The sequence below is a fragment of the Bremerella alba genome (assembly GCF_013618625.1).
GTDB lineage: Bacteria > Planctomycetota > Planctomycetia > Pirellulales > Pirellulaceae > Bremerella > Bremerella alba.
In genome coordinates this window covers 22,993-42,751 of the sequence record NZ_JABRWO010000016.1, presented here as the reverse complement: position 1 = coordinate 42,751, position 19,759 = coordinate 22,993, and the positions used below count along the sequence as shown (strand labels likewise).

At 55.6% G+C, this 19,759-nt stretch carries 15 protein-coding genes; 7 read left to right on the top strand and 8 right to left on the bottom strand.

Annotated elements, in window-relative coordinates; translation table 11 throughout:
* Positions 1-14 precede the first annotated feature (14 nt).
* The 3 genes from HOV93_RS23135 to HOV93_RS23125 all read left to right on the top strand — a co-directional run bounded on the left by HOV93_RS23135 (position 15) and on the right by HOV93_RS23125 (position 3,041).
* Positions 15-428 carry a YraN family protein gene (locus HOV93_RS23135; RefSeq protein WP_207398931.1) on the top strand — a complete coding sequence of 138 codons (414 nt, stop codon included), beginning with the start codon at positions 15-17 and terminating at the stop codon, positions 426-428.
* Positions 429-629: 201 nt separating this feature from the next.
* Complete coding sequence (locus tag HOV93_RS23130) at positions 630-1,844, top strand: DEAD/DEAH box helicase (protein WP_207398930.1); 1,215 nt, start codon at positions 630-632, stop codon at positions 1,842-1,844.
* A gap of 123 nt (positions 1,845-1,967) precedes the next feature.
* Positions 1,968-3,041, top strand: a complete 1,074-nt coding sequence (locus HOV93_RS23125; RefSeq protein WP_207398929.1) for a DUF932 domain-containing protein — start codon at positions 1,968-1,970, stop codon at positions 3,039-3,041.
* An 81-nt stretch (positions 3,042-3,122) separates the two neighbouring features.
* Here the strand turns inward: HOV93_RS23125 and hemA are convergent, their stop codons facing one another.
* Both hemA and ccsA read right to left on the bottom strand, forming a co-directional pair.
* A complete protein-coding gene (hemA, locus tag HOV93_RS23120) occupies positions 3,123-4,397 on the bottom strand; it encodes a glutamyl-tRNA reductase (RefSeq protein WP_207398928.1) in 1,275 nt (424 codons plus the stop codon).
* On the bottom strand, positions 4,394-5,293 hold the full coding sequence (gene ccsA / locus HOV93_RS23115; protein ID WP_207398927.1) for a cytochrome c biogenesis protein CcsA: 900 nt from the start codon (positions 5,291-5,293) through the stop codon (positions 4,394-4,396). Before ccsA ends, hemA begins: the two co-directional genes overlap by 4 nt.
* 477 nt (positions 5,294-5,770) lie before the next feature.
* Between ccsA and HOV93_RS23110 the strand changes: the two genes are divergently transcribed.
* Entirely contained in the window at positions 5,771-7,105 is a 1,335-nt protein-coding gene (locus HOV93_RS23110; protein WP_207398926.1) for a dihydroorotase, read from the top strand.
* A gap of 330 nt (positions 7,106-7,435) precedes the next feature.
* Here the strand turns inward: HOV93_RS23110 and HOV93_RS23105 are convergent, their stop codons facing one another.
* Together HOV93_RS23105 and HOV93_RS23100 are read right to left on the bottom strand one after the other, a co-directional pair.
* Complete coding sequence (locus HOV93_RS23105) at positions 7,436-7,912, bottom strand: hypothetical protein (RefSeq protein WP_207398925.1); 477 nt, start codon at positions 7,910-7,912, stop codon at positions 7,436-7,438.
* Between the two features lie 159 nt (positions 7,913-8,071).
* Positions 8,072-9,976 (bottom strand): hypothetical protein, encoded by a 1,905-nt coding sequence (locus HOV93_RS23100; RefSeq protein WP_207398924.1) that lies wholly within the window; start codon positions 9,974-9,976, stop codon positions 8,072-8,074.
* A gap of 371 nt (positions 9,977-10,347) precedes the next feature.
* On the opposite strand from HOV93_RS23100, the gene HOV93_RS23095 reads away from it, so the two are divergent.
* The 3 genes from HOV93_RS23095 (at position 10,348) to HOV93_RS23085 (ending at position 14,305) form a co-directional block, all read left to right on the top strand.
* Entirely contained in the window at positions 10,348-11,220 is an 873-nt protein-coding gene (locus HOV93_RS23095; RefSeq protein ID WP_207398923.1) for a hypothetical protein, read from the top strand.
* 228 nt (positions 11,221-11,448) lie between these two features.
* Entirely contained in the window at positions 11,449-13,929 is a 2,481-nt protein-coding gene (locus HOV93_RS23090; RefSeq protein WP_207398922.1) for a DUF11 domain-containing protein, read from the top strand.
* Between the two features lie 4 nt (positions 13,930-13,933).
* Positions 13,934-14,305, top strand: a complete 372-nt coding sequence (locus HOV93_RS23085; protein WP_207398921.1) for a DNA polymerase ligase N-terminal domain-containing protein — start codon at positions 13,934-13,936, stop codon at positions 14,303-14,305.
* Here HOV93_RS23085 and HOV93_RS23080 read toward each other — a convergent pair.
* The 4 genes from HOV93_RS23080 to HOV93_RS23065 all read right to left on the bottom strand — a co-directional run bounded on the left by HOV93_RS23080 (position 14,254) and on the right by HOV93_RS23065 (position 19,722).
* Positions 14,254-14,988, bottom strand: a complete 735-nt coding sequence (locus tag HOV93_RS23080; protein ID WP_207398920.1) for a hypothetical protein — start codon at positions 14,986-14,988, stop codon at positions 14,254-14,256. The two genes, HOV93_RS23085 and HOV93_RS23080, sit on opposite strands and share 52 nt — an antisense overlap.
* A gap of 563 nt (positions 14,989-15,551) precedes the next feature.
* Positions 15,552-16,889: a tyrosine--tRNA ligase gene (gene tyrS, locus HOV93_RS23075; RefSeq protein ID WP_390814352.1), complete on the bottom strand. Its 1,338-nt coding sequence runs from the start codon at positions 16,887-16,889 to the stop codon at positions 15,552-15,554.
* Positions 16,890-16,966: 77 nt separating this feature from the next.
* Positions 16,967-17,647 carry a 2-C-methyl-D-erythritol 4-phosphate cytidylyltransferase gene (gene ispD, locus HOV93_RS23070; protein ID WP_207398919.1) on the bottom strand — a complete coding sequence of 227 codons (681 nt, stop codon included), beginning with the start codon at positions 17,645-17,647 and terminating at the stop codon, positions 16,967-16,969.
* A 140-nt stretch (positions 17,648-17,787) separates the two neighbouring features.
* Positions 17,788-19,722, bottom strand: coding sequence for an acyl-CoA dehydrogenase family protein (locus tag HOV93_RS23065; RefSeq protein ID WP_207398918.1), 1,935 nt, complete (start codon positions 19,720-19,722; stop codon positions 17,788-17,790).
* Positions 19,723-19,759 lie beyond the last annotated feature (37 nt).

Genomic DNA, 19,759 nt, shown 5'->3' with positions numbered 1-19,759 from the left:
GCAGCGGTGCGACAATGCTGACCTGGATTCGCAGCTTCTGGAAACCCCAGTCACTTGGCCAGCGAGGCGAAGCATTCGCTTGCCGCTACCTTCGACGCAAACGCTATAAAATTGTTGCTCGGCAAGATCGGACTCGCTTGGGTGAAATCGATATCATCGCCGTCCAACAAAGGACGATCGTCTTCATCGAAGTCAAAACCAGGTCTGCCCAAGAAAAAGGTCTGCCCGCCGAAGCTGTCAATCGAGACAAGCAAGAACGGCTCACCCGTGCTGCGTTAGCCTATATGCGGCGGCACAACCTACTGGGCAATTGTGCCGCTAGGTTCGATGTGATCGCGATCGTCTGGCCAGAAGGTCAAACCAAGCCGACGCTTTCACACATTGAAAACGCCTTCGAGCCCACCGGCCAGTTTCAGTTGTTTTCGTAATCGACGTAAACGCTTTCTGCACAGGCACTTCCATGTCCTGGCCAATGATTTCTAAAAAATAATCCTCTTGCCCTAAAAGCAGGTGACCCAACGTGTCATCGGCAAACACGATAGTACCTGTGTCGCGGATGGGAAAGGTTTTCCGCCGGGCTGCACACGACACAAAATCATCAACTTTGCCGAGATATGGAGAGGTCTATTATGGCTATCGGAATTGGCCTGGAACTAGGTGATTGGATCGAAGATTCGACCGAAACGAAAACCGCTTTTGCGGAACTGGCCCTGCTGGAAGATCTGTTCGAGGATGTCGATGCTCAGCCGCGTCCGTACCAAGTACGCATCGCAACCAAGGCAATCAAAGCTCTCCTCAATTCACACGCGGATCCGTTTGACGAATTCGCTGGGTCGAGTGCCTCGGTCCTGATCGAAAGTCCCACGGGCAGCGGGAAAACGGTCATGGCCTTGGCAATCGCCCAGTGGATGCAAAAGCACTTCGGGCTTTCCATTGGCTGGGTCTCGATGCGTCGCAATCTTCTATCGCAAGCCCAGGCCGAAAACATCGCTCGTGGTTTTGACGTGAAGTTGGAACTCATCTCGATGTTCGATAAGGATCCCCCTAAGGTCGACATGTTGATCGTCGACGAAGCCCAACACGACGCCGCGATGAGCATGGCCAATCTGCACTGTACGATTCGCCCGCAATATATCTTGGGGCTGACGGCCACTCCTTTTCGAGGCGACCGAGTGAAGCTGTGCTTCGACCATGTCATCCGCGACGCAGGCATCCATCAACTCATTCAAGATGGCTACCTCAGCGAGTATCACCACTACACCATTCCAGAATATACCCCGGGATCCGTCGCGCAGACCTACGCGTCGGACATCCAGCGGTGGGGGAAGTCGATTGTCTTCTTCCACCGCCACGACCAATGTGTCGAGTGCCAGGAGGAGCTTACGCTCCGCGGCATTCGCAGCGAGATTGTCACCGCCAAAAGTGACCGAAATCGGCAACTGGCCGACTTCATCTCAGGCAAGTTACAAGTGCTGATCAACATGAACATCTTGACCGAAGGGTTCGACTGCCCTGATTTGAAGACGGTGTTCTGTCGACCTTCAAGCAAGGCCTGCACCATCCAAATGTGTGGTCGAGTCTTCCGAAAGCACGCCAGTCACCAATTCAAGCAAGTGGTACAGTGCCAACAAACGCCGCATCCAATTCTGAAAACGGCCGCGGCCCTCGAGCAGTACGTGTGGGTCGGCGATCAGTGGAACAGCTTGACGATGAACCGCCAGATCGAAGCGATCAGCCAACGATCGCGACGCCTGATCGCCGGTACGCAGGTCCGCCTGCCCAAGCTGGTAGCCGCCCTGAAACAGGCAACGCCCATGTGGGAACAGCGACGGAACCGGTTTTAATTGCCGTACGACGGCCTTCTCCCTCCGCCCCTCACCCTAACCCTCTCTCCTCAGGGGAGAGGGGACAAAATCGAAACTTCTTACTGAACACTGAACACTGAACACTGATCCGGAGCCCTTATCATGCGATGGAATTTTGAATACGGACATGCCCGCGTTTCTGATTTTCGTGTCCAGGCCGAGCGAGACCTCAAGTCTGGCCGTGTCCACGTAGCTGGCATCGAGCTACACGGCGAAAAGCTTCGTCCCACGAAGCGGTTTTGGAAATCGATGTTCATGCGGTTTGGTTTTTCGGAGAGCGTCTTTCGTTACTTCGATCATGGCGAAGTCTTTGAGCGAATTTCTGAAAAGGCACCCAACGATTCGGTTCGCTTTTGCCTTGAACGTGGCGGGGCGAGAGGGCCTCGCCTGCTATCAGTCAGTAACCCTAAACGCCCGGTGATTACGCACGAAGAAGTTCGCGGCCTCTTAGATCATTACGGCGGCAAGGATGTTAAGTACACCGAGGGGGTCATCACCAGCACCCATCGACCTCGCAGTGGTGACTGCGATTTTGAAATCGGCGGCGACCGCTTCAAGCATCGCTTCGTGATGGAAACGCCGATCGACGGATTCAGCCAGCCGAAGATCTATCTTTCGTTCCTGCGGATGCTGTGCAGCAACGGAGCGATCGGCTACAGCCGGGCCTTTCGTAGCGACATCAGCCTGGGCAAGGATATCGGCCACTGCATTTCGCGAGCACTGGAAAGCTACGACAACGGTGAAGGGTACGCCGGTTTGCGGCAACGCTTTGAAAGCTCGCAAACGTCGTGGGCATCGCTCAACGAATGCAACAAGCTGTACAAGCTGCTATTCAAATGGGATCGTTCGAAGTCGTTCGATCGCCCTAACGTGCTGACCGACTTCCACCAGTTGACCGGCCGAATGAATCAGCTTTATGGGCTCACTAACTTAGATGCCCTGAGCGAGAAGCGTCTCCGCGTCTTGCCGGCCAAGTGCCGCGTTTACGACCTAGTCAACTTCGCCAGCGAGGTCGCCACGCACCACGCCGACGAGGCATCGTCTCGAACGCTGCAAGCCTACATCGGAAGTCTCATCTCCGACGAATACGACATGGAAGGCACCGCCGGCGAAGGCTCGGAGTTCGCTGACTTCTTCGTCGAAAAGGAGGACGCAAACAAAGCTTTGTTGAACTAATTCAATTGAGGTTTTCTGTCCTAAGCCCTGAAAGGGCTAAGACAACTGGCTGATGGATAAGACCTTGCGTGCAATACGCGACTAATCATAAAGCCGGAACAACCGCTTCAGCGCGTCGAGCAAACCACTTTGGGCGCCGCTTTCGATGTCATCGCGAAGCGATTCCAGGGGCGGGTGCAGAAGCTTGTTCACCAACCGATCGAAGGAGCGTTCGATCTCTTTCTGCAGCTTCGGATCGAGATCTTCCATCTTGTTCAGCAGCCGCTTCAGCTCGTCTTGCTTCAGTTCGTCGGCTGCTTGCTTCAGGCGTTTGATGGTGGGCCCGGTCGCTCGGTGGTGCAGGTCGGCCATGAACTTGGCCGTTTCTTTTTCAACGATGCGTTCGGCCTTGGGCCATTCCAGCTCGCGGGCCTTGCGGTTCTTCTCGCACGCTTTCTGCAGGTCATCAATCGAGAACAAATAGACCCCCACGCAGTCGCCAATCTTCGGATCGAAGTCGCGGGGGATGGCTAGGTCGAGGACAAAAAGTGCTTTCTGGTATCGCTTCGATTCGACTTCCTGGAACTGCTCGTAGGTGATAATTGGCTCGGTGGCCCCGGTCGTGCTGATGACGACATCGGCCCTCACGAGTTGCCGTGTCAGTTCCGTCCAGGGAAACGCCTCGGCGTTGAACGCTTGAGCCAGCTTCTGGCCGCGTTCAAGATTGCGATTCACGACGGTGAAGTCCTGCACGCCCATGTCGCGAAGGTAGTTGAGCGTTTCCTCACCCATCTCACCGGCACCGACAATCAACACCTTCTTGTCGTCGAATCGGTCGAAGATGCTCGAGGCGAACTCACCCACGGCAACGCTAGGAATGCTGACCCGCTTTTGATGAATGTTGGTCTCGTGGTGGACGCGTTTAGCCACGTGAATCGCGGATTGAAACACGCTATGCGTGAGCGTTCCGGCACAGTCGGCATCGGTCGCCATCTCGTAGGCCTGTTTGACCTGCGAAAGGATCTGAGCTTCCCCCACGACCATACTGTCTAAGCTGGCAGCCACGGTGAACAGGTGCCGCACGACATCTTCGCCAGTGCGTTCCAAGACGTTGTCGAAAATCTCTTCCGACTCAAGTTGATGAAACTGGGCCAGGAAGTCGACCATCTCGTGGTGACTAGGGAACTTCGTCGGATCGACCGATGCGGTGTAAAACTCGGTGCGGTTGCAGGTCGACAGGATCACCGATTCAGTTTCGGGAAAGTGCTCGCGCAACAAGAGCATGGCTTTTCTGGCCTGCTCAGGCGTAAAGGCCATCCGCTCGCGGACTTCCACTTTCGCGTTGTGGTGACTGCAGCCGATCATATGGAGCTTCATCGGGCGACGCTCCTTGAATCGGTTGCAAGCGGAACGACTTTCGCGGAGCTTACCTCTTCTTGACCCGAGCTTTCCGGATTCCGGGCATGCTGCGAGGGACCGAATAGGATGAGTCCCAATACCAAGGCCAGGAACACAAAGTTGGCCATCGTCAGGTAGGCCACCTTCTGACCACGCCGGGCCGGGCGGTAAACCACCTCGAAAATCATGGCCGCGACCAGCCACAGGAACAGAATTGCCGAACTCCATATCACCGGGTCGGTCCAAGGAAAACTGTTATGGCTGATCTTCAGCAAAATGCCAGCAAACATTCCACCTGCGAGCAAACAGGTCGAAATCACCAAGGCGCGGCGATTGGTCGTTTCCAGCCATTCGAGACTCGGCAGTTTGAAGCCTTCGGTCGAAAGCATTTTGTGTTTGAGTCGATACGACTGAATGAGATACATCACCCCGGTCACGAACCCCAACATCACCACGACCGTTCCGGCCAATAGGGCCGTTCCGTGGATCACCCCCCAACTTTCTGCTGCCGTATCGGCACCAAAGGGGGCAACCTGATCCATCAAGTAGGCCACGCCAATAAGCAGCAGAACCATCGGCAGCAGAAATAAACCGAGCGATGTCCCAGGCTGGGCGAACGCGGCGATCACAAACAACGACATCAGCACCCAGGCCGCCATCAAGCACCACTGGTGCCAAGAGGAAATCGGCCCCGATTGGATGACACCTTGTTGTTCGCCAATCAAATAGAGCGTGTGGGTGACGATCCCCACCAGCGCAAATCCCAACGAAACGACCGCGCGAGAACGTGCCCGAACCCAGATTCGCGCAATCTCAAGCCCCAGCGTTATCGCGTAACAAGATGCAAAACAAAGCAGCGTTATCCCAGACAGCATGACCGTTCTAACTGAACCTTCGTGGGGTGAAGGGGTTGCGTTTCTTGTAATTGGGATCGGTCAGGCTCACCGCCAGCTTCAGTCGATCGGGCATCTTCGGGCGGCTTCCTGAAAAGGTAGGTAAAGTCGACTCACTTATTCTAGATAGGAGGACCCCAAAAGGGTAACTCCCCTGAGCGCGGTACACCGCAATTCCAGGCCAAGAAACCACGTTTCGGCGGTTCACCACGGTCCCCAATGGTTTCCGCAGACTTCTTCGGTATCGTGATTGTCGACATCTACACCGCTTTCATGAGGGGGCAAAACATCTTATAGTAGTCGTTTACGTTCTGGCTTCGGGGATCTTCCGTGCACCCCAGAACCAAGGCCGTAGCCCAGACAATCTCGCGCCCCACGCTGGTCGCCGACGGGTTCTTTCGCACTCGGCCACCCCCTACTTTACCGTGGGCCCAATCGTTTTCGACCGTAGGATATTGAATGAAAACGCTGATTAAGAACGCCACCGTCGTGCTTCCCGATGGACCACAAAAGACATCCATCCTGATCGATGGAGCCCAAATTGCTGAGATCGATCCGGCCGAGACGGTGAAAGTGGACGAGACCGTCTATGCCTATGGTATGACGCTGATCCCCGGCGTGATCGACGCCCACGTCCACATGCGTGACCCCGGTCTGACTAGCAAGGAAGACCTCCGCAGTGGTAGCCGAGCCTGCGCTAAGGGAGGAATCACCACCTTCCTGGAAATGCCAAACACCAACCCGGCCACCATCTCGCAGAAGCTTCTGGAAGAGAAGCTTACGCTTGCAGCCAACAAAAGCATCGTGAACTACGGGTTCTTCCTGGGTGCCACGCTGCAAAATATCGACGAGCTGAAGAAAGGCTCGCGGACCCCTGGCATCAAAATTTATATGGGCAGCAGCACCGGCGACATGGCCCTGACCGACCCCGGTCTTCTAGAAGCCATCTTTGCCGAGACCAAGCTCCCCATCGCCGTGCATGCCGAAGACGAATCAATCATCGATAAGATGAAGCTCGAATGTGCTGGCACGCGTAATGTGGTCGACCATTCCAAGATTCGTAACGTCGAAGCCGAAGTAGCCGCCGTTAAGCGCGCCTGCGAATTGGCCCGCGAGTACAAGCATCGCCTGCACATCTGCCACGTGAGCTCCGGCGCATCGGTCGAGATCTTCGACGATCACGCCGACGTGATCACTGCGGAAGTCTCGCCGCATCACTTGTTCCTTAATGTTGACGACTACTTGAACCTGGGCACGCTGGCCCAGATGAACCCGTCGCTCAAGACCAAGGAAGACAACGAAGCTCTTTTCCAGGCCTTGTTGGACGACAAAATCCAAATTGTGGCGACCGACCATGCCCCGCATATGTGGGACGAAAAATGCGGTCGCTACCCAGACACCCCCAGCGGTGTCCCCGGCGTCGATACGGCCCTGCCGCTAATGCTGGACATGGTCGCCAAAGACAAGTGCACCATCGAGGACGTCGTGCATTGGATGTGCGAAGGCCCAGCGTTGGTGTGGGACATCATGGAAAAGGGACGCATCGAAGTTGGCTACGACGCCGACCTGGTGCTGATCGACATGAACAAAACCCAGGCCATCCGCGGCCCCCACATGGAATCGAAGTGTCGCTGGACACCATTCGAGGGTCGTGAAGTCACCGGCTGGCCGACACGAACGTGGGTCTGCGGCAAGGAAGTCTACCGCGACGGCAAGTTCGACGAATCGCGCATGGGCGTCGAAGCCATGTTCGAGCACGACCGCGGCGGCTACTGGGCCGGGGTCGACGAGTAAACGGCATCGAGTTAAGTAGCGACAGCGCAAGCGTCAACCACACGCCCAAGAGGACTTGGGCCTTAGCACTTGATCTTGTGTTTTGCCACGTAGGGTGCCGAGCAGCGCAGCGAATCGCACCATGAACAATGCTCGTATATTGTATTGCCCATAGAAGCCGCATTCGGTGCGATACGTTCCGCTTCGCGTCATATCTCGCTGGTCTCTCACCGAGAGCGAGCGTTTTTGAATGCCGATTGCAGTCGCTTGACTTCGCTCCGTCGCCGAGGCCGGGCCCTTGAAGGATGAGAAGGGGGCGTGCATCTCGACTAACCGTTGGCGTCGATTAGCTTACAGATACATGCCCAAGAAGCCTTCGTCCGATTCGCTTTCTTCTTTAATTTTCGCGATTCGTTCTTCGGTTTTCTTCAGGTCTCCAGCTTGGATGTAGTGGTCGAATTCGACGGCCACGCTCCGCTGTACGGTTTCCTGGAACCAGTTCACGATCGGTTCGGAAAGCCACGTGCAGGTTTCTTTGAGCAGTTCGACTTGCAGGTCGAGTCCCTTGGTCGTCATGTCGTCTTCCGCGGTCATGACGGTGCCGTGGAACTTGAACTGGATCATTCCATCGACCGGATGATTCAGCAGATGGTAGGTGCACTTGGCGTTGTGTAGATAGTACGTGTTGTGCGAGCCATGCTTTTCCATGGCGGCTTTCACACGCAGACAATGCTCCTGAAACTTCGGCGACGCATCCATCGGAATGTCGAGTCGATCGATTGAACGCAGCGGAATGCAGTCGAATTGAATTTCTACCCAACGATCCATTGGCGCTCCTTTGGAGCTTAGTTTGAAGTTTTCAGAATTCAGTTTTCAGTGAAGAGAACCAGCTAAGCCTAATGCCATAGGCAACTGAAGAAATGACCGGTGACACCATCATCTCTTACTGAAAACTGAACACTTCAAACTGAAAACTCGCGAAGCGTCTTATTCTACCACAGAAGTTACTTCTGTCGCAGCAGCTGGGGCCGGGGCTTCCAGTCTCCAGCTTCCCACAAACCAGCCTGGCGTGACTGATAACGACGAGATGCGGAGCGTGCCTGCTTTTTCCAACTGGCCTTCGAGCTTGATGCCTTCGCCGACGATTTCCTGCTTGAAGACGGCTTCAAACTTCTTTCGCAGGAAGGTCTTGGCGGTCAGATCCAACGGGCCCAGGCGTTCCTGGGTAGGGAAATCAACTACCACAGGACCGGTCCGTGTTAGCAGGGTGCCGTTCTCCCCTTTTTCGATCTTGTAGTCGGCGCTGATGGCGATCGTGCGGTTCACTTCGTTATCACCCCGGGTGAACTGCCGACCGCGGATGCCAATCTTAAGGGTGTCGTTGTCGAAGACGACCTGGATTGGGCTCTGATAGTCGAAGGTGATCGACCAAGGATCGGTATCAGGGGTGATCTGCAGTTCTTCCGGAATCTCCGCGTCGCGTTCTTTGAGAAGTTCGACCAAGCGTTCATCGGTCAGCTTCACGCCGGCCAGGAATGTTTCGCCGTAGTTGTTCACGATTGACTCGTGGAGCTTTAAGGTCAGATCGGCTTGCTTGTCCTCGGTGGCCGGAGCCGGGCCGGGTGCCGCCAATTGCGACTGGCTGGCCTGCATCACTTCGAGATTGAGGTGATCGCTGGTTGTCGAAACGTTGATCTCGTCGGGGAATTCATCCCGACCATTCAACGGCCGGTAAAGCTTTTCCTGCAACCGGGTATTGGCATCGGCGACCAGATCTTTCGTTTCGTTATCGAAACGGCCTTCAATCCGGGTTTCGGTTCGCTGCGAAGCAATCGCTTCAGCCTGTGATTTCTGCTGGTATGCTCGCTTGGTAGCAATCTTTTGCACCAGACGCAGCTTGGCACAGATGGCATTGAAGGTCGTGGTGGTGTCGGCATGTGCGACCGCGGCACTTGGTGTCAGACCGTCTTTATCGACGCTAAGCAGCTTGCTTGCCCCAATCGTGCTATAGCCGGTCGAGTAGATGGTGGCCGGTCCATTCACGCCCACGTTGTCGGAGCTGACCGTACCGGTAAGCGTAAGCTCGATCAGGCCTCGGTTCTTACTGGGGACCAGATTTACGTCGACGTCACCCACCATATGGGCTGTCCCACGAACGTTGGTTCCGAGGATGACTTCGCGAACGGGACTGACCTGATCGACGCTTCGACGGATTCCACCGGCGATCAATTCACGGGAAACCGAGGCATAAAGGTTGGGCTGATCCAATTTATTTCGGATCATTTTGACGGAGGCCGGTACCTGGTTGCCTTGCTCAAGCCAACCGAGGATGGCTCCGATGGAACGAGCATCGTCTCCGGTCGCTTTTTGCGTATAGCGTTTTACCGCTTCGCTAAGCGTTTTCAGCTGCATGTCGAACTGTTGCTTGTACTGATCGACCTGAACGAAGTAGGCCAGGTTGATGTACGTTCGCAGTGCCTGACGAGCCGATACAACCTGCTTCTTGTCAAGGCCCGCATACGACCCCTTAAATTTCAGGTAGATTTCTTCCAAGGTTCGCATGTCTGGCGTTTCGGCCGAAAGCTGAGCTTGCAGGTCATCCCAGCGCAAAAAGTCTTTCCAAGCTTGTTCGTTTTCCGACGAACCATTGGAAAGCAGGCTTTGGAGCGAATTGAGTTTGGTTTGTAGCGTTGATTTTGCAGTCGCGACATCCGCAGGCGTAACCGTTTTGAACTCGGACTTCGCGTTGTCGATGACTTGCGTCAGATCACCAGCGGGTGTTGGCTCTTGAGCCGAAACATTGCCTGGGAAGATCAAAAATCCTGAAGCCAGAACGAGAAGACCCAGAACGAGAAGACTCTGCGCTGCCGTATGCCGTAGATTCCAAATCATGATGTTCCTCATCCGTGGGGGGAAGGGGCTGAATACGGGTTGTGAGGTTTAGGCAGCCCACAAGATATACCGTTTAGGTGATCTCGTGAAGCTTTCATCGCCAGCATTATCTCGAAAAGTCGCCTAATTCACAAACAATTCCAAGACCACATTCCTTTTCCTATACTTCGCCCTTTAACCATGTTAACGTCAGGGCAAAGATATGAGGAATTTGCACCTCTCCACTGCCTGAGTCGGTACTAGTAGATTGACTGCTACAACTCACCACTTTACCTTTACTTAAACAACTTGACCGGTATATCCAGCTTTTCCTGCCTAAATGCTGGATCCTTTACCTTCGGTAAGTCTCCCTTTAACCTCCCCCAATCTCCATGAACATTTCGCTTCGCTTCTTTTGCCTGCTGGCAAGTCTATTGCTTCTTGCAAGCTGGAACAGCACCGCAACAGCGGAAACATCGGAAATCAAATGGCACGATGATTATTCGCGGGCCGTCAAAGCCGCCACGGCGGAAAAGAAAATGTTGTTCATCGTCTTTAACGACGATTCGAATGCGGCTACCCGGTTCGAGAAAGAAATTCTCACCGATCGTCGTGTTAGCCAACTTCTAGAAAACTACGTGGTGGCAAATCTATCCGTTGATGCCAACGTGAAAATGAACGACAAGCCAACTCGGGTTTTGAACCATGCGGCGTTTAGTTACATGTATGGCAGCGCCGGGATCGCGATCATCGACTACACCAACAACGATCCTTCGCAATATGGACAGGTCGTCAGCCAGTTCAATTTCCGATCGGCCCAGGGTCGCACCGTTCAAGAGATGCAGGTCATCCTGACATTGCCTCCAGGTTCACTCACACAGCGGACGCTCATCTACGCTGTGCGTATGCATCCCGAACAACCTCGCAGCACCAAAGGCATCTTCCGCCGGTTGCTGGCCTTCGAGACGTTTCGGCATAGCCGCAACCAGGCCAGCATGCAGTTGCAGGGACACCATCAGTGGGAATCGCGTTTCCACCAAATCAAGGCCCAACTACCAGGCGGATTGGTTCCCACCGAAGTTTGTGCCGAAAGCTGGCCAGGTCAGCGTCTGGAAGATGCCGCCGTGGAATGTGTTCGCAGCTGGCGTCATTCATCGGGTCACTGGTCGGCCGTTAGCGACAACAATGTCTATTACGGCTACGACATGAAGCGCGGTCGAAACGGCATCTGGTACGCCACCGGCATCTTTGCTCGAAACCGCTAAGACGCTGGGCAGTTGCCCGCTTAATCTGAATAACCCTCGCGACCCGTGCTGTTCTCGTAACCGCACGGGTCGCGTTGTTTTTTCTCACCATCGCATGATGAAAAAATGCCGCATGTTGCCTAACTGCGTGCTAGGTTTTCATGGCTTGTCATTCTGGGCAAGCTACGTCGGGAATTTCACGTCCCAATTTTGGAAACTATCATGCTGCGGTCAACTAGCACGAAGCGAATGTTGCTCCTTACGACGCTATGGATTGCGGTCGTCAGCGCTGGCTGTGCGCGTCTTCGTGTTCCCAGCATTGATCCAACCGGACAGCGTGTCTTCGCACAGGACTCGACGTCGGTCGACTGCAACCTGGGCTGTTTCAATCAGCAACCAGCTTTCCGGCAACCAGCTCCCCTTTCGCCCTGCCCTGCCCCTGGCGTGACTCCATTAACCCCGCTGCCGGCTCCTCCCAAGGGACTTGTCGATACCGAGGCCTTACAGCTTTCCCCCTCACGTGTTGTTGCTCCGGTGGGCACCGAAGTCGTTCTGGTTGCGGGACTAAACCGCAAGAAGCATCTGCACGAAGCGGGCCGCCCGATGAATTGGATTCTGTCGCGTGAAAGCGTCGGCTATATCACCGAAGTGGGGCAGGACTCGAATATGTTCGACCTGGTCTCAAACCGAAACTACGGCGTTCAAGGCCCCGACTTCGCTACCAGCAGCACGCTACTTTGCGATAAAACGATCGATCGCGGAACCGAACTTCCCGGCGACGATGTTCGCGTGTTGAAAGGTCAAACTTGGATGTCGGTCAGCTCGGCGTCTCCTGGGGTTAGCCGCGTGACAGCGCTGGCCCCGACGTTCGAGAACTGGCCAGCACGTCAACAAACGGCCACCATTTACTGGGTCGATGCGCAGTGGCAGTTTCCCAACGCGGTCGTGGTGCCTGCTGGGGATAAGGCAGTTCTTACGACCACCGTGCTGCGGCAGACCAATCGGCAGCCTGTCGCCGACTGGAAGGTCCAATACGAAATCCTCGACGGCCCCGCTTCGGCGTTCCTGGTTAATGGAAGCCCAGCGGCCCAAGGGGCCCCCATCGAATCACGCAGCGATGCCAACGGTTTCGCAACCGTCGAACTGGCACCACTCTCCAATCAAGCCGGAACCGCCCAGGTTCGCGTTACGATCATTCAGCCCAACTTAGATCCCGAGAGCAATGCGGAAAACCTGATCCTTGGTTCCGGCGTGACGACGGTTACCTGGAGTGCTCCGCAATTGGCCGTCGACATGACCGGTCCTCAGGTTGCCGAATTCAACGCCCAAGCGGTTTATAATATCAACGTCCAGAACGGGGGCGATGTGGCGGCCCGTAATACTTTAGTCAGCGTGATCCTTCCACCGGGGCTGACCTACGAATCGAGTGTTCCGGCTGCCCAGCAAATGGGGAACCGCCTGGAATGGTCGATCGGCGACCTGGAAGCTCGCGGCTTCCGTCAGATCTCGCTAACCACCCGGGTACAGAAGTCCGGCACCATCGAAAACTGCGTGACAGCCACCGCTGAGCCTGGACTGCGAAGCGAAGACTGCACCAGCACGCAAATCGCGGTCGATGCCATCCACCTGGAAATGACCGGACCCGAAGCCGTCACCGTGGGCGACCCTGTAGTGTACGAAGTCATTATCCGAAACACGGGGGATCAACCGCTCAACAATATGAAGTTGGAAGATGTCTTCGACGACGGCTTGGTTTATCCGAACCAGAATAGCCCGATCTTTAACGACCTGGGATCGCTGGGCATTGGTCAAGCGAAGACAATTCGCTTGAACTTCCAAACCCAGACGCCAGGACGTTTCTGCCATCGGCTGACAGTCTCGGCCGACGGCGTCCAAGGGAAGTCCTCCACGGCATGCGTCTCCGTTAATCCACCACCTCAGGAACCGACCTTCACCCTGGAACTGCGAGCCCCGGCCAGCCGTGAAGTGGGTCAACCAATCCTGTTCCGTGCGGTGCTAACCAATACCGGTGCGACACCACTGAACAACGTGGTTGTTGAAGAAACAGTCGATCCAAGCTTCCAAGTTACCGGACGAACGGACCCTGCTCGTGACGAGCAGAACAAGGTTATCTGGACGTTTCCACGTATCCAGCCCAATCAACAGGCAATCTTGGAAGTTCAATGCCAGGCCAATAGCCCGATCGCTCAGGCATGCAATCGAATCACGGCCCGGACCGATGAAGGGATCACGCATAATGCCCAAACCTGCACGACCGTCACGGCTTCGAGTCAGCCGGCTGCGGAAGCTCCGCCGACGGTCGGTCAGAACGGGCAGAACAACGGCGGCAACCAACCGGTAACCGGCCAGCTGGAAGTGACCATGACCGAACTGCAAGATGGCATCCCTGCCGGTCAGAACGTTCGCTATTACCTCACGATCAAGAACGGCCGGAACGTCGACGACGAGAATGTCCAGATCATGCTTCGATTGGGCGATGGCATGCGATTTTTATCCCTTGCTGGCCCAGTGAATCCGCAAGTCTCGCGGTCACCCGATGGACTGACGGTGGGTGTGCAGCCGCTGCAGTTCCTGCGGGCCGGCGAGTCGGTTAGTTTCCATGTTGATATCCAAACATCGACGCCTGGTAAAAAGATAGTCAAGGCAGAAGTTCGCAGCCAACGTTCACCGCAAGGAGTTTCGGTCGAAGAAGACACGACCGTCTACTGATGCTATGCCGCGCTACGCGATCCTTCACCACACAACGCCCTCCAATGCCGAGAAGCCAGATCACTACGATCTGCTTCTCGAAGATGGCGACCTGCTAAAGACCTTCACGCTCGAGAGCTTTCCGGAGGTCGGCCTGCCGGTGCGAGCGATCGCTGACTTCGACCATCGCTTGATCTATCTCGACTACGAAGGCCCCGTATCTGATAATCGCGGCGAGGTAACCAGGGCCGACGAAGGGACGTTTAGCTGGATCATTCGACAAGACGACCTGGCCACCGTTCATCTGCAAGGCGAGCGGCTCCAAGGTCGCTTGATCCTTGAGATTCAAGATTCGTCGGGCGACTCTTGCATGGGCGACGAAGCAGGCGGATCTTGAGGGGCGGCTACCGCTTCCTCTTCCAGTTCCTCTTCTGTTTTGATGGTTTTGCCAGAGAGTAAGATCTCGCCATCTTTGAATTCGAGCGCTTCGATCCGTATTTCGCCTTCGATGTCTTTGCCGGTACTGGGGATCGTGATCAGGGCCACAGGATCGCCATCGCGCTGCTGCCAACGGATCGGAATTTCGGCCTTACCGGCATACGTATCGATTTCTGAAATAAGCTGTCCAAGGGGAATCGGCAACGCACCGGCGGTCACGTTATGAAGTTGGATGCCCACCACGTTGGGCTCACCTTCTAAAAGAAAGCAGTCGAGCGATACGGCCAGAATCGAGTTGAGCGACTGTCCGTTGTATTTGCACCCGACCAAGAGCGTCTTCCCCTTCACGGCAATGCGAGGGTCTTCGATGTGCTCTGGCAGAAGCTCGGGGAACTTCTCTTTCAGGTCGGCGGCCAACCAGCTGTTGATTTGTTTATCGGTCAAACGAAGGGACCACGGCCGAGGCTTTTTGACCTGATTAGAAAACGCAAAGACTTGCTCTTCCAGGACTTCGCCCGTTTCATGAGCGGTGGTCGGTTCAACATGTAACGCTTCGGTGTAGAAGTCTGGCACGTGCTGAGTAGCGTTGTAAACCGACCCGGTCACCGCCGCGATAAGTACGGCCGCTACAACGAACACCACTAAAAATGTTTTCTTCCGCGCCACCGTCGACCTAGCTGTCTGGGAGAATGCTCCGCCCCTATACGAACCGCCTGGGGGAATCGTAGGAGTTTAGCCGTCGGTCGTCAATTTGAATCGGCGGATCGCTAGCAGCTTTATTGAGTATCGAAGTGCAATGGAAGACCAAGACGGGAAGAAATGGATGGAAGTGCCCTACAGGCCGGACGTTCGCCCGCAATTACAAGGCATGTCGTCTTAGGCCTGGAAGGCCGGTCGAAAATAGCCAGGGGTGATAACCCCTGGTAGGAAAGGACTAATAAAAACAAGCCCTGAAAGGGCGGCCGAAAAATCATTTGCGAAGATTCGGTCGCCCTTTCAGGGCTTGCTTAATCTTTAGCTTCCCACCAGGGGCTTGCGCCCCTGGCTATTTTCGGCCGGGCCTCCGGCCCTTAGGAAGAGAGCCAACCCAAACATATGACTACCGGAAGTTGAATTCCGGAAGTCTCGTCGATGCAGGTTAACGAAACGTTTTGCCGTCGCACACACGTCCCGAGCCCCTAACTACTGGGGCGATCGGTAAAGCTCTAAGCGAATCGCAGTAGGGCGTACTTCTTTTTACCGCTGCGAAGCACCATGACTGTTTCGCTGGCCAGGTCGTCGGTTCCCAAGGCCTTGTCGACCTCTTCTACGCGGCGATTATTGACGTAAGCTCCGCCCTGCGAAATGGTTCGACGTGCGTCCCCTTTGCTTTTGCACAGCCCTGCTTCGATGAACGCATCGACGATGTTCAATCCTTCGGCGGCAGTCAATCGTTCGCGACTCAGCTCTTGGCTGGGAACATCGGCGAAAATCTCGGTCAACTGCTTGTCGCTCAGATTGTCGATCTCGCCGCCGAAGAAAATCTCGGTCGCTCGCTGAGCACTCGTGACCCCTTCGCTGCCGTGTACCAACTGGGTAAGTGCTTCGGCCAATCGCTTCTGGCTTTGACGCTTGTGGGGTTCTTCTTCGCGAGCCTTATCGAGCGATTCGATCTCTTCTCGCTCAAGCTCCGTCAAAAAGCGAAGGCACTTGCCAGCATCTTCGTCAGCAACGTTGATCCAGTATTGGTAGAACGCGTAAGGGCTTGTGCGTTCAGCCGAAAGCCAAATAGCCCCCGACTCGGTCTTGCCCATCTTGGTTCCGTCGCTCTTAGTCAGCAGCGGGCAGGTCATACCGAAAAGCTGGGCCGATCGCATCCGCCGCCCCAGGTCGATCCCGGCGGTGATGTTGCCCCATTGATCGCTGCCGCCAATTTGCAGCGTGCAGCCGTGCTTGTCAAACAAGTGTACGAAGTCGTAGGCCTGTAGCAGCATGTAGCTGAATTCGGTGTAGCTGAGACCGGCGTCGTCGCGTTCCAGACGCCCTTTCACCGAGTCTTTCGCCATCATCACGTTTACCGGGAAGTTCTTCCCAATGTCGCGGAGGAAGTCGAGGTAGCTGAAGCTTCGCATCCAGTCAAAGTTGTTGACCAGCACGGCCCCACTGCCTGAAGCTTCAAAGTCGAGAAACTGGCCCATCTGAACCTTGATGGCATCGACATTAGCCTGCAACTGTTCAACGGATAGCAAGTTGCGTTCGGCACTCTTTCCGCTGGGGTCGCCGATCATCCCGGTCGCACCACCGACCAGCGCAATCGGCTTGTGCCCTGCCGCTTGAAAGCGACGCAACAACATCAGCGGCAGCATATGCCCCACATGCAGGCTTTCGGCAGTCGGATCGAACCCGGCGTAGACGGTCCGCGATTGCTCGTTCAACCAGGTGCCGAACGAGTCGTCCCCGGTGGTTTGATTGATGAGACCACGCCACGAGAGTTCTGCGAAAATATCGTTCATCTGCCCAGGATCGCCGCCGTTAGGTGTTTCGTTATCGAGAGAAACGGGCATTCTAAGAAAATTTGCCCCATCGAACTACGGGACGACACCGAAACCGACTCCCTGGTTCAAACGGCGACCCCGGCAAGTTAGTCCGCCAGAAGCTGCTCGGCCACGGCAAGATCGTCCTTCGTGGTGATCTTCAAGTTCTTCATCGCACCACGCACTACCGCGACCTGGTGCCCTAGTCGCTGCACCAGGCTGGCATCGTCAGTTGCTGGCTCGTGGCGGAACTTCTCGTAGGCTTCGAGAATCAACTGCCGACGAAAGACCTGGGGGGTTTGAGCTTCCCACACGCCTTCGCGGGGCACGTTCTCGACAATCTTGCCTTCGATGGAAACGCGTTTCAGCGTGCCAGGAACCGGCAATGCGAGAATCGCCGCGCCACTTCCAGCCGCACTGTTGAACACGGCGTCGATCATCGCATCGTCAATGCCAGGCCGGGCCGCATCGTGAATGGCGATGAACTCGCTGCTGGAATCCAACGCGTCGACAGCGTTGGCGATCGAGTCGGTACGCGTTTCGCCACCTAAAACGATCTGAATTCCCAGTTCATCGCAGACATCGGCGAACTGCTCGCGGAAGTAGGGCTCGTCGTCTGGGGAAATGACGATGACCACATCGCTCACGTCAGGCCGAGCGGCAAACCGTCGAGCGCAGTGCAGCCAAACCGGTTGTCCGAGCAGCGAAACGTAGACCTTCTTTAGTTCGCCACCACCGAAACGAGTACTGCGACCGGCGGCAGGCAAGATAACACTGAATTTGATCAACGATGCGGTCCTTCCCAGGCAATGATGGATGTCGTCGCACGGAATCGAACACTGCGTCGAACCGATTGCGACAAATTCGGGGGCTTCCACTGGATGCCCCGGTTGGATTGCCAGCTTAGGCTTCAATAAGTAACAAAGCGTTACTTATCATACCGCATCATGATTTCGTCTGGGGGAACGTCGACGCCGGGGAAGTTTCCTTCGGCGACCATGGCTCCCACTTCCGAAACGCGGCGGAAGTAGCGATCGCTGGGCCGCGTCAAAAGGATCTTCCGCTTCAGATCTCGACAGGCAATATCGGCTGCTGCCCGGACGGTTTCGTTCTCGTGCTTAGCCGCGTAGAGCGACGTACACAGAATCGTCATAAGGTCTTGCACGTTTTGCGACAGGTACGACATCCGGCACTGACGGTCGGCTAGTTTCAGCTGATGCTTCCGCATGGTGCCAGAGATATGCAGCGGCATATCTTGTAGGCGGTCAGCGGCAAACTGGGCGTGGGCCTTTAAATCTTCCTGCATTTGCGGCAGCTTCGGACTTGGCTTGCTACCCACGTATTCTTTCATCATCCAACTAGCATACGGAGCAATTGCCCCTTTGAGCGCCCAGGCATGGGCCGGATTGAACGGGTTCGGATTCTTAATTCCCGCTTCGTGCAACGCCTTGCCGATCGGCTCGAAGAACTGCGTGCCGTGCTTTTTCACCAGCGACTTGAAGAACGCCATCCCGAGCATTTCGCCTTCTCCTTCATAGATGCAAGGAGCCAGGTACTCGTGGACGTTATCGCCAAACATGTGCCCATGCAGGAACGAACGTCCGCCGTGCGTTTTCATGAAGAGCTCGATCGCCGCTTCCTTCTGCGATTCGCTACCGAAGATCTTGGCGATGATGCATTCCATCTCGCCACGGTAGCCTGCGTCGATCAGCGTACTGCACCAAGCCACTAACGCGTCGGAAGCAACAATCATCCCGGCCAGTTTGCCTAAGCGGCGCTGAACCAGTTCTCGTTTGGCAATCGGTTCGCCGTACGTTTCGCGGAAGTGAATCCAAGGAATCATACTGGCCATCATCAGCCGCATCGTACCGGCCGCGTTGGCACACAAACTGATACGACCCAGATTGAGCCCGTGATAGGCAATCGTCAGGCCGTTGCCTTTGCCGGGCAGCAGCAAGTTCTCTTTCGGGACGCGGAAGTCCTTAAAGATGATGCCCTGGTTGTAGGTATGCTTGAGAGCCCAAATACCGTACTTACGAAGTTGGAAGTTTTCGTTCTCTTCCGGCGGCAGATCGACAACCAGCACCGCCGGCACTTCGTCGATCAGACACACCGCACCGATCGTTCTGCCTGGCACCACGTTAGTGATGAAGAGCTTCTCCCCGTTGAGGACGTACGAGTCACCATCGAGCTTAGCCGTTGTCCGCAGGGCGCTCAGGTCAGAACCTGCACCCGGTTCAGTCAATGCGAAAGCCGAAAGCTTTTCGCCACTAGCCAGCTTGGGCAAGTACCGCTGCTTCTGCTCTTCGTTTCCAAAGGTGCTCACCGGATCGACAGCACCAATACACCCGTGCACCGAAGCCAAACCGGCCAAGGTTGGGTCGATCATTGCCATTTCGGTGAGAAACGGGGCGAACGCACGAAACGGCGTGCCGCTGCCGCCATATTTCTTATCGACCAGCAAGCCCCAGTAGCCTGCATCGGCGAGACCCTGCAGCACCTCGTTGCGGATCTTCCCGTTCTCATCGGTGATGGTTTTGCTCTTTTGAAAGCCACGGACGACCTCCAGGCTGTCGTCCATTACCTTGCGAATCTCGGGCGGCGTTTCGACCGGGTTCGATTCGAACAGCTCGACCGGAATACCACGATCCCACACCGCACGATGCGCAGGGCTGTTGGCCGTTTGATATTGCGGCTGGAAGAGCTTCTCAACTTGATCGTCCGCAGAGTCGATGGCCCCTGTGCGCCGCGCTTCGTCGGCACTTTTACCGCCGAGGGTGAGCGCGGTTTCGGCGAAGGAAGTCTCTTGAACGTCTTCCGGCTTGTTTTCTGAGGCCGAAGAGTTGGTCGTGTCACTGCTCATGGTTGCTGCTCCTGCCGGGGTTCGAGTGTACGCGTAA

Excerpts from the sequence above, each read along its gene's own strand:
- HOV93_RS23135 (WP_207398931.1), top strand. The coding sequence starts at position 15 with ATGCTGACCTGGATTCGCAGCTTCTGGAAACCCCAGTCACTTGGCCAG.
- HOV93_RS23130 (WP_207398930.1), top strand. The coding sequence starts at position 630 with ATGGCTATCGGAATTGGCCTGGAACTAGGTGATTGGATCGAAGATTCG.
- HOV93_RS23125 (WP_207398929.1), top strand. The coding sequence starts at position 1,968 with ATGCGATGGAATTTTGAATACGGACATGCCCGCGTTTCTGATTTTCGT.
- hemA (WP_207398928.1), bottom strand. The coding sequence starts at position 4,397 with ATGAAGCTCCATATGATCGGCTGCAGTCACCACAACGCGAAAGTGGAA.
- ccsA (WP_207398927.1), bottom strand. The coding sequence starts at position 5,293 with ATGCTGTCTGGGATAACGCTGCTTTGTTTTGCATCTTGTTACGCGATA.
- HOV93_RS23110 (WP_207398926.1), top strand. The coding sequence starts at position 5,771 with ATGAAAACGCTGATTAAGAACGCCACCGTCGTGCTTCCCGATGGACCA.
- HOV93_RS23105 (WP_207398925.1), bottom strand. The coding sequence starts at position 7,912 with ATGGATCGTTGGGTAGAAATTCAATTCGACTGCATTCCGCTGCGTTCA.
- HOV93_RS23100 (WP_207398924.1), bottom strand. The coding sequence starts at position 9,976 with ATGATTTGGAATCTACGGCATACGGCAGCGCAGAGTCTTCTCGTTCTG.
- HOV93_RS23095 (WP_207398923.1), top strand. The coding sequence starts at position 10,348 with ATGAACATTTCGCTTCGCTTCTTTTGCCTGCTGGCAAGTCTATTGCTT.
- HOV93_RS23090 (WP_207398922.1), top strand. The coding sequence starts at position 11,449 with ATGTTGCTCCTTACGACGCTATGGATTGCGGTCGTCAGCGCTGGCTGT.
- HOV93_RS23085 (WP_207398921.1), top strand. The coding sequence starts at position 13,934 with ATGCCGCGCTACGCGATCCTTCACCACACAACGCCCTCCAATGCCGAG.
- tyrS (WP_390814352.1), bottom strand. The coding sequence starts at position 16,889 with ATGCCCGTTTCTCTCGATAACGAAACACCTAACGGCGGCGATCCTGGG.
- HOV93_RS23065 (WP_207398918.1), bottom strand. The coding sequence starts at position 19,722 with ATGAGCAGTGACACGACCAACTCTTCGGCCTCAGAAAACAAGCCGGAA.